Source organism: Neorhizobium sp. SHOUNA12A (assembly GCF_023006505.1).
GTDB lineage: Bacteria > Pseudomonadota > Alphaproteobacteria > Rhizobiales > Rhizobiaceae > Neorhizobium.
The window spans coordinates 24,531-33,493 of record NZ_JALBGV010000067.1 but is presented as its reverse complement, the minus strand read 5'-3'; the positions used below and the strand labels follow the sequence as shown (position 1 = coordinate 33,493).

Sequence of the window (8,963 nt, the reverse complement as noted above, 5' to 3'; positions counted from 1 at the left end):
CGCCGGTCGCTGCCGCCGCCAGCGCCTCTGCCTCCGCGACCTCGATGCCGCCGGCTCCGGCTGCTGCAAAGGTCGCTGCGGACAACAACATCTCGACTGCTGATATCGATGGTTCGGGCAAGCGTGGCCAGGTTCTGAAGGGCGACGTGATCGCTGCCGTCGCCAAGGGCATTTCCGCTCCGGCACAGGCGCCTGCCGCTCCGGCGGCACCGCGTCCGGTTTCCTCGGCCGACGACGCGTCGCGCGAAGAGCGTGTGAAGATGACGCGCCTGCGCCAGACGATCGCCCGCCGCCTCAAGGATGCCCAGAACACCGCCGCCATGCTGACCACCTATAACGAGGTGGACATGAAGGCGGTCATGGACCTGCGCAACCGCTACAAGGACGTGTTCGAGAAGAAGCACGGCGTCAAGCTCGGCTTCATGGGCTTCTTCACCAAGGCGGTGACCCACGCGCTGAAGGAACTGCCGGCCGTCAACGCCGAGATCGACGGCACCGACATCATCTACAAGAACTACTGCCATGTCGGCGTCGCCGTCGGCACCGACAAGGGCCTCGTGGTTCCGGTCGTGCGCAATGCCGACCAGATGTCGATCGCCGAAATCGAAAAGGATATCGGCCGCCTCGGCAAGCTTGCCCGTGATGGCGCGCTCTCGATGGCCGACATGCAGGGCGGCACGTTCACCATCTCGAACGGCGGCGTCTACGGTTCGCTGATGTCTTCGCCGATCCTCAACGCCCCGCAGTCCGGCATTCTCGGCATGCACAAGATCCAGGACCGTCCGGTCGTCATCGGCGGCCAGATCGTCATCCGCCCGATGATGTATCTCGCGCTCTCCTACGATCACCGCATGGTCGACGGCAAGGAAGCCGTGACCTTCCTGGTGCGCGTCAAGGAAAGCCTCGAAGATCCGGAACGCCTGGTTCTCGATCTCTAAGACGGGAACGAACCTATGGAAACGCTCGGGGTCACCGCAACGCCATACATGACGCTGCTGGCCTTGAGCGTTGTCCTGCTGGTGTTCCACGTTCTGTTGCAGGGTACGCTTTCCACTCGCGAGCTTGGCCGTGAATGGAACGCAGGGCCGCGGGATGAGGGACTGGCGCCGAGGGACAAGTTCGCGGGACGTGCCGCGCGTGCCTCAAAGAATTTCCAGGAAACTTATCCGGCTTTCGTCGGGCTTCTGCTCGGCGTCGCCTTTGCCGGCGACGATGCCTCCGGATGGGGGCTGATCGGCGGCTGGATCTGGCTGATCTCTCGGGTCGTTTATATCCCACTCTATATGGGCGGCGTGCCTTATATCCGCTCCCTCGTCTGGACGGTGAGCCTGATCGGGCTTCTCGCCATGACCATCGCGCTTTTCCGGTGACGCCATGACCGCATCCTTGAAAACATGGCTTCCGATACTTTGTCTGGTGCCGGGCATGGCGATAGCTGCCGAGCGATGCGCCATCGAGAAGGCCGTGTTCGTCGAGGCGACTGCCGGGACCGTGCTGTCGTTCAAGCCTGTCGGTTCGGACGCCGCCGTGGTCAGCCATCTCTTCACGATCACCGGGGGCAAGCTGAAGCTCGACGGCAACGTCATGTATGACGAGGAATCCAAGCGTCCGGGTGGCATGGTGACGAACAATTGCCCGCAGGGTGATGCGACCGGCGCCGAACTTCGAGCCTGCACGGTCTGGACCGGCGTACCCTATGCCCTTGATGTAGCGACCGGCCATATCGACATATTGGGCGCGGCCGATGCCCAGGCACCGGACGCGATCCTGATGCCGGGCTTCGGCCCGGCGATCCGCCATTCGACGCTGTGGGGCAAGAGCGGTCTGAAACAGGTCCCCTGGGACCTTTACGAATTCAAGGAATGCAAGGCATGAGCGAAAACCCCGTTCTCCTGGTGACCGGCGGAAGCCGCGGTATCGGCGCGGCGGTCTCGCTGATGGCCGCCAGCCGTGGTTGGCGGGTGGCGGTGAACTACGCGGCCAATCGGCAGGCGGCTGAAAAGGTGGTTTCGGAAATCGAGGCCGCCGGCAGCGAGGCGATAGCGGTCCAGGCCGATATCGGCAATGCGGCGGAGATCGTCGCGATGTTTCAGGCGGTCGACCGACATTTTGGGCAGCTCGACGGGCTGGTCAACAATGCCGGGATCGTCGACATGCCGCAGCGCATCGACGAGATGAGCACCGAACGCATCGAGCGGATGATGCGGATCAACGTCACCGGTTCGATCCTGTGTGCCGGGGAAGCGGTGCGCCGCATGTCGACGAGACATGGCGGCAAGGGTGGCGCGATCGTCAACATCTCATCGATGGCCGCCAAGCTCGGCTCTCCGGGGCAATATGTCGACTACGCGGCCTCAAAGGCAGCGATCGACACGTTGACCGTCGGCCTGGCGCGCGAAGTCGCGACCGAAGGCGTGCGCGTCAACGCCATCCGGCCGGGCATTATCGACACGGATATCCATGCGTCCGGCGGCCTGCCGGACCGGGCGCGCGACATGGCGCCCAGCGTTCCCATGCAACGGCCGGGCAGGGCGGAAGAAGTGGCGGATGCCGCCCTCTATTTTCTGTCGCCAGCGGCTTCCTATGTAACCGGCGCCATACTCGACGTGAGCGGCGGGCGCTAAGAGATGAAGAGAAGGAAAAAGAACTATGGCATATGATCTCGTCGTCATCGGAAGCGGCCCCGGCGGTTACGTCTGCGCGGTGAAGGCTGCCCAACTCGGCCTCAAGGTCGCGGTCGTGGAAAAGCGCGCCACCTATGGCGGGACCTGCCTCAACATCGGCTGCATCCCTTCCAAGGCGCTGCTGCACGCTTCCGAAATGTTCGCCCACGCCGCCCACGGCATGGATGCGCTCGGCGTCGAGGTTTCCGCGCCAAAACTCAATCTTGAAAAGATGATGGCCCACAAGGACGCGACGGTGAAGTCGAACGTCGACGGCGTCTCCTTCCTATTCAAGAAGAACAAGATCGACGGCTTCATCGGCACCGGCAAGATCGTCTCGGCGGCCAAGGTCTCCGTGACCGGCGACGACGGCAAGGTCCAGGAATTGGAAACAAAGAACATCGTCATCGCCACCGGCTCCGACGTTGCGGGCATTCCAGGCGTCAATGTCGAGATCGATGAGAAGGTGATCATCTCGTCCACCGGCGGCATCGCGCTTGAAAAGGTGCCGCAGCACCTGATCGTGGTCGGCGGCGGCGTCATCGGCATGGAGCTCGGTTCGGTCTGGTCGCGCCTCGGCGCCAAGGTGACTGTGGTCGAATATCTCGACAAGCTGCTCGGCGGCATGGACGGCGAAGTCTCCAAGCAGTTCCAGCGGATGATGGCAAAGCAGGGCATGGACATCCGCACGGATGCCAAGGTCACCGGCGTCGAAAAGACAGCCACTGGCGCCAAGGTCACCTACGAGCCGGTCAAGGGCGGCGACGCCCAGACGCTCGAAGCCGACGTCGTGCTGATCGCCACCGGCCGCAAGCCCTACACGGCGGGCCTCGGCCTGGAGGAAGCGGGCGTCAAGCTCGACAACCGCGGCCGCGTCGAGATCGACGGCCACTTCAAGACCAATGTCGAAGGCATCTATGCGATCGGCGACGTCGTTCGCGGCCCGATGCTCGCTCACAAGGCTGAAGACGAGGGCGTTGCGATCGCCGAGATCATCGCGGGCCAGCACGGCCACGTGAACTACGACGTCATTCCGGGCGTCGTCTACACCCAGCCGGAAGTGGCCTCCGTCGGCAAGACCGAGGAAGAGCTGAAGGCTGCGGGCATCGCCTACAAGGTCGGGAAGTTCCCGTTCACCGCCAACGGCCGCGCCCGCGCCATGCTGGCGACGGACGGCTTCGTGAAGATCCTCGCCGACAAGGATACCGACCGGGTTCTCGGCGGCCATATTGTCGGCTTCGGCGCCGGCGAAATGATCCACGAGATCGCCGTGCTGATGGAATTCGGCGGTTCGTCGGAAGACCTCGGCCGCACCTGCCATGCCCATCCGACGATGTCGGAAGCGGTCAAGGAGGCAGCGCTCGCGACTTTCTTCAAGCCGATCCATATGTGAACGCCTCCAGCGCTTTCATGCCGGTATGATCGGGAAGGGTGGGACATCGTCCTGCCCTTTCGCCGTTTGGGAGGTCTACCCCTCGAAACGGCCCGTGGCATCACGATCGCGCTCGTATCGCCTGGCGAGCGGAAACGGCGGCAACCAGGACTCTCGGCGGATGATCCAGCTTTCGTAGGTTGGCGTCAGCTGGTCGGGGGCATCCAGGGATCCGAGGTTGACTTCGATCTCGTCCCCGGTGCGTGCGAAAACCGAGGAACCGCAGCGGGGGCAGAAAAACCGCCCGGCGTAATCGCGTGTCTCGCCATCGACCGTTACCGCATCCTGCGGAAATATCGCGGAAGCGTGGAAAAGCGCTCCATGATGCTTGCGGCAGTCGAGACAATGACAGAGGCCGACCCGGTACGGCAGTCCCGACGCCACAAATCGCACGTTGCCGCACAGGCAACCGCCGGTAAATCGATCCATGTTGCGTTTCCTCCAAGATCAAGCGGTGCGAATTTTTACACCGACCAGCGCCTTCGGTGCAATTGCCGTCACCGGACGATAATGATGATCACTTCCAGCGGAACACACGGCCTGGAATTACGATTGGTCAATTCCAGGATTAAATCTTGGACAGGATTGCCGCTTTTGCTTGAGCATCCGGCAAACGGACCTAGATTGGATTCCATCACTCTAACCTTCTGAAAAAGGTCAAGAAAATGGCTTCCTCCTTCACAGTTCCGCAGCGTATCCTACATTGGCTGATGGCGGCGCTGATCCTGTTCAACCTGCTTTTCACCGACGCCATGGAGACTGCCGGGCGGCTGATGTTCCGCGGTCAAACACTGACGCCGGAGCAGGTGAGCTCGGCGAATATCCATGTCTATGTCGGCATCGGAGTGCTGGTTCTCGGCCTGATCCGGCTCTGTCTGCGGTTGGTGCAAGGTGTTCCGCCGGAGCCGCGGCAAGAGCCTCCGCTTCTGCGGGCGGTGGCGAAGATCAGCCACTGGGCTTTTTACGCGCTCTTTATCGCTATACCGCTGGCTGGCATCGGCGCGTGGTATTTTGGAAACAAGACTGCCGCCTTCGTCCATACGGGGCCGCTGAAACTTTTGATGTGGGCATTGATCGTCGCCCATATCGGCGGGGCGCTGGTGCATCAGTTCTACTGGAAGACCGATGCGCTGAAGCGGATGACGAGCGGTTGACGACGAATGGACGGCGTCAGTTGACCGCCGTCACCTTGAAGCCCTGTTTCCGGAAGAGCTCGACAAGGCCTTCCTCGCCCGGCAGGTGAAGGGCGCCGACAGCTATGAAGGCGCCGCCCTGGTCGAGAATGTGAGCCGCCCGATCGGCCATGACATGATTGCGCTTGCTCACCACAAGGTTTTCAAAGTCGCCGTATCCGGCCTCGTCTTCGGTGCCGTCGGGTGCCACGGCTTTCAGCATCGGCATGGCAAGGCCGATATTGCCTGAGAGATAGACGTCGGTCAGCGTCTCAAAAACGTCGTCGACGCGCCGGCCGAGCTTGATGGTCTCGATCAGCGACTTGAGGTGAAGCTCGATCGGGATGGCGTTGAGTGCCGCCGCCTGTTCTTCGAGCGTTTCCAGCCCCCTGACCGGTTTGCCTTCGGCGGTGGCCTGTTCAGCGATCTTCTTGTCGAGAAAGGCGACGTTCTGCGCCTTGCGGGCGAGCTCGCAAGCCGGCACGGAAACGAGCGCCATCAGCATCCACGGCCGCATGCGCGAGACGGCCGAGAGCGGCACTCCGCGTGCCTTCAGACCGGTTTCGAGCAGCGCGACATCGTCCTTGGGCAAGAGCGAATCGATCGTGTTGCCATCCGTCAACATCATCAGTTCCGGTTTGGCCAGCATCTTGGCCATGGCCTTCTTTTCGTCGATGACCTCGTCGGATTCGATGATGATGGTCTTTGCCTTGGAATGGGCTTCAGCGGCGCCGAGCGGCATTTTCAACACCCGCGGGTCGGAGACGTGCATGGTGCCGAGCAGGTAAGAGGGTTGAAGCCCGTCCTTCTCGATCTTCCAGAAGGTGCCCTTGCCGTTCGGCACCTTGGCGGCCTCGGCGACGATCTGGTCGTAGAGCGGCGATTTTTCGGCCTTCATCTCTGCGAGAAGGTTCTTGCCGTCACAGGCCGGCGTTTCCGCCCGTGCCGGGGACAATGAGCCGAGGATGAGAAGCAGAGAGGCGAGCGCTGCGACATGCGCGGCCGCGATCAGCCACAGCATGAAACCTTGGGCGTGCTTCATCAAAGCGCCGGTGGGGGAGGCAAAGGCGGGAGTCATCATGTCATCCGTCTGAAAGTTGCCGACATATTAGCGATGGCGGCTGCACAAGCGCTTAACGCAACTGGTTAAAACTTCGTTCAGGCGCGGGGATGGGCGCGGTCGTAGACTTCTAGCAATCTGGAGGAGTCGACGCCGGTATAGACCTGGGTTGTCGAAAGGCTGGCATGGCCGAGCAGTTCCTGGATGGTGCGCAGATCGCCGCCGCCGGCAAGCAGATGTGTGGCGAAAGAGTGCCGCAGCGCGTGCGGGGTGGCTGTCTCCGGCAGGCCGAAGGCGCTCCGGAGCTTCTGCATTTCCCGCTGGATGATCGCCGGCTGCAATGGACCGCCGCGGGCGCCCCGGAAGAGCGGCTTTTCTGCTTCCAGATGATAGGGGCAGAGTTTCTTGTAGATCTCCACGGCGTCGAAAACGATCTGGAGCAGCGGCACGAGGCGGGTCTTGCCGCCCTTGCCGGTGATCCGCAGCGTCGTTGCACCCGGCGTCAGGTCGATGGGGCGGAGGCCGAGCGCCTCCGAGATGCGCAGGCCGCAGCCGTAGAGCAGGGTCAGCACGGCGGCATCGCGGGCGGCGATCCACGGCTCTTCCTGTAGCTGCGCGCCGGTGGTGACGAGATTGAGCGCCTGCCTGTCGGTCAGCGGCTTCGGCAGGGATTTTGGCTGCTTCGGAGCGCGGATTGCACCGGCGGCCGCGGCGTTCACCAGGCCCTTGCGCTCGAGATAACGAAGAAATGAACGAAGCCCGGCAAGATGCCGGCCGAGCGACCGCGCGCCCGAACCCTCGCGGCGGCGGGCTGCCAGGAAGGCGCGCAGGTCGGCCGGACGCAGGGTGTGGATATCTGAGATTTTCGCCGGACCTGCCAGATGTCCGGTTAGAAACGTCAAGAACTGCCTCGTGTCGCGCTCGTAGGCATCGAGCGTGTTGTCCGAAAGCCGGCGCTCGCTCGCCAGGCTCTCCAGCCATTCCTTGCGTTTTTCGGTCAGATCCGGCGCGGCGATAATCAGCAGTTCGTTCAAGATCTGACCCGTTGAATTTCGAGAGGTTGCGCCCCAGATTGCTCTGGACGCCGTTACGAAATCCCTAAACCTGCCTTAGTCCTGGGTAACGATGTCATCGTTCGATCATACGGGGCTGCGATACCAAGCAGGTCCTGCCTGCGGGAGTTTCTATGGCGCGCCGTGATTCTACGACCACTTTTGGACAGTTCGCGGAAACAATCGCCCTCGTTTCACAAGGCAGACCTGGTCACATCGTCGACACGCTGATTGCCGAACGCGGCCAGCGGATCGTGCAGAACCCGCTCTGGCCGGTGATGCGGCCGTTTCTCTACACGCTGCTGCGCTACGGTCGGGCGATCAAATTCGCCAACGACATCTCCACGCTCAACGGCTTCCAGTGCTTCGAATACATGAGCAACCTCCTGAAGCTGGATGTCACGGTCGCCAATGCCGAGCGCATTCCCGAAAAGGGCGGCTTCATTCTCGTCAGCAACCATCCGACCGGGATTGCCGATGGGGTTGCCGTCTTCGACCTCCTGAAGGCGCGGCGTCCGGACATGATGGTTTTTGCCAACCGTGATGCGGTGCGCGTCAATCCGCGTTTTTCCGAGATGATCATTCCCGTTGAATGGCGGGAGGAGCACAAGACCAAACTCAAGGCGCGCGAGACGCTGGTTCTCACCAACAAGACCGTCGAGGACGGCAAGGTGATGGTGCTGTTTCCTTCGGGGCGCATCGCCTATTGGGCGGAGGGCAAACTGAACGAGCGCCCGTGGAAGACATCCGCCGTCAGCCTGGCGCGTAAATACAACATGCCGATCCTGCCGATCCACATGCGGGCGCGCAATTCCGGCCTGTTCTACTGGTTTGCCAAATGGTCGACGGAGCTGCGCGACATGACGGTGTTCTACGAACTCCTCAACAAGAAGGGCGACCATTTCGATTTCACCGTCGGCCAGATGATCCCGCCGAGCGCGCTGGATGGCGATATGACGGAGGTCACCAAGGCGCTTGAACAGCACACGGTGTTCGAGCTTGCCGCCGATGGCGACGCGACGTTCAAGCCTGCCGAGAAATCGCAGACGGCTTCGGCGGCATGAAGGACATGCACCCCGCGGATACAGCTCGACCGGACATAGGCGTGGTGATTGCTCCACTCGGCAACCCGCTCGCGGGCGATATCGTGATGCTCGCCGAGACCGCCAGGCAAGACGGTTATAACCACATCCTGCGGATCGCCGAGGAATGGTCTGCGGGGATCAATCGCTTCGAGCGACGCGGTGAAAGCCTGCTCGGCGCCCATGATCAGGGGCGGCTGATCGCCGTCGGCGGGATGACGGTCGAGCCGTCGCGGGTCGACTGGCTGCGGATGCGCCGCTTTTATGTGTCGCGGCAATACCGGGGCAGGGGGATTGGCAGGCGTCTTGCCGAACACCTGCTCGAACACGCCCGCTCCTTCGCGCCGGTGGTGACGGTCCATGCCGGCAGCGACGATGCCATCAGTTTCTGGCAGGCCATGGGGTTTCAGCCGCTGACGGGCGAGAGCTATACGCACACCCTGCACCTGAGCGACGTTTTTCCCGCCATTCTTCGGCTAGACCCGTTCTCCGACTAGGAATG

Annotated in this window: 11 protein-coding genes; 8 read left to right on the top strand and 3 right to left on the bottom strand. The window is 62.2% G+C overall.

All coding sequences use genetic code 11. The features are described from left to right. The 5 genes from odhB to lpdA all read left to right on the top strand — a co-directional run. Window positions 1-938 (top strand): 2-oxoglutarate dehydrogenase complex dihydrolipoyllysine-residue succinyltransferase (gene odhB / locus MOV63_RS24115; protein ID WP_247037691.1); only part of this gene is annotated, 938 nt, incomplete at its 5' end. Between the two features lie 15 nt (window positions 939-953). Beyond that, window positions 954-1,370, top strand: a complete 417-nt coding sequence (locus tag MOV63_RS24110; RefSeq protein WP_247037689.1) for an MAPEG family protein — start codon at window positions 954-956, stop codon at window positions 1,368-1,370. A 55-nt stretch (window positions 1,371-1,425) separates the two neighbouring features. Then, on the top strand, window positions 1,426-1,875 hold the full coding sequence (locus tag MOV63_RS24105) for a hypothetical protein (RefSeq protein WP_247037687.1): 450 nt from the start codon (window positions 1,426-1,428) through the stop codon (window positions 1,873-1,875). Beyond that, on the top strand, window positions 1,872-2,624 hold the full coding sequence (locus MOV63_RS24100) for an SDR family oxidoreductase (RefSeq protein WP_247037685.1): 753 nt from the start codon (window positions 1,872-1,874) through the stop codon (window positions 2,622-2,624). The genes MOV63_RS24105 and MOV63_RS24100 overlap by 4 nt, the downstream gene beginning before the upstream one ends. 25 nt (window positions 2,625-2,649) lie before the next feature. Continuing rightward, on the top strand, window positions 2,650-4,056 hold the full coding sequence (gene lpdA / locus MOV63_RS24095) for a dihydrolipoyl dehydrogenase (protein ID WP_247037683.1): 1,407 nt from the start codon (window positions 2,650-2,652) through the stop codon (window positions 4,054-4,056). Between the two features lie 75 nt (window positions 4,057-4,131). Here lpdA and MOV63_RS24090 read toward each other — a convergent pair whose 3' ends face one another. Further along, window positions 4,132-4,524 carry a GFA family protein gene (locus tag MOV63_RS24090; protein ID WP_247037681.1) on the bottom strand — a complete coding sequence of 131 codons (393 nt, stop codon included), beginning with the start codon at window positions 4,522-4,524 and terminating at the stop codon, window positions 4,132-4,134. Between the two features lie 236 nt (window positions 4,525-4,760). On the opposite strand from MOV63_RS24090, the gene MOV63_RS24085 reads away from it, so the two are divergent. After that, window positions 4,761-5,249 (top strand): cytochrome b, encoded by a 489-nt coding sequence (locus MOV63_RS24085; RefSeq protein WP_247037679.1) that lies wholly within the window; start codon window positions 4,761-4,763, stop codon window positions 5,247-5,249. Between the two features lie 16 nt (window positions 5,250-5,265). Here the strand turns inward: MOV63_RS24085 and MOV63_RS24080 are convergent, their stop codons facing one another. Both MOV63_RS24080 and MOV63_RS24075 read right to left on the bottom strand, forming a co-directional pair. Then, window positions 5,266-6,345, bottom strand: a complete 1,080-nt coding sequence (locus tag MOV63_RS24080; protein WP_247037693.1) for a TraB/GumN family protein — start codon at window positions 6,343-6,345, stop codon at window positions 5,266-5,268. Between the two features lie 80 nt (window positions 6,346-6,425). After that, complete coding sequence (locus MOV63_RS24075; RefSeq protein ID WP_247037677.1) at window positions 6,426-7,361, bottom strand: tyrosine recombinase XerC; 936 nt, start codon at window positions 7,359-7,361, stop codon at window positions 6,426-6,428. 152 nt (window positions 7,362-7,513) lie between these two features. Between MOV63_RS24075 and MOV63_RS24070 the strand changes: the two genes are divergently transcribed. Further along, window positions 7,514-8,443 carry a GNAT family N-acetyltransferase gene (locus MOV63_RS24070; RefSeq protein WP_247037675.1) on the top strand — a complete coding sequence of 310 codons (930 nt, stop codon included), beginning with the start codon at window positions 7,514-7,516 and terminating at the stop codon, window positions 8,441-8,443. Between the two features lie 41 nt (window positions 8,444-8,484). Further along, complete coding sequence (locus tag MOV63_RS24065; protein ID WP_247037673.1) at window positions 8,485-8,958, top strand: GNAT family N-acetyltransferase; 474 nt, start codon at window positions 8,485-8,487, stop codon at window positions 8,956-8,958. The last annotated feature ends 5 nt before the right edge of the window (window positions 8,959-8,963 follow it).

Coding starts and splice junctions, on each gene's coding strand:
- MOV63_RS24110 (WP_247037689.1), top strand. CDS start 954: ATGGAAACGCTCGGGGTCACCGCAACGCCATACATGACGCTGCTGGCC.
- MOV63_RS24070 (WP_247037675.1), top strand. CDS start 7,514: ATGGCGCGCCGTGATTCTACGACCACTTTTGGACAGTTCGCGGAAACA.
- MOV63_RS24100 (WP_247037685.1), top strand. CDS start 1,872: ATGAGCGAAAACCCCGTTCTCCTGGTGACCGGCGGAAGCCGCGGTATC.
- MOV63_RS24090 (WP_247037681.1), bottom strand. CDS start 4,524: ATGGATCGATTTACCGGCGGTTGCCTGTGCGGCAACGTGCGATTTGTG.
- MOV63_RS24105 (WP_247037687.1), top strand. CDS start 1,426: ATGGCGATAGCTGCCGAGCGATGCGCCATCGAGAAGGCCGTGTTCGTC.
- MOV63_RS24085 (WP_247037679.1), top strand. CDS start 4,761: ATGGCTTCCTCCTTCACAGTTCCGCAGCGTATCCTACATTGGCTGATG.
- MOV63_RS24080 (WP_247037693.1), bottom strand. CDS start 6,345: ATGACTCCCGCCTTTGCCTCCCCCACCGGCGCTTTGATGAAGCACGCC.
- lpdA (WP_247037683.1), top strand. CDS start 2,650: ATGGCATATGATCTCGTCGTCATCGGAAGCGGCCCCGGCGGTTACGTC.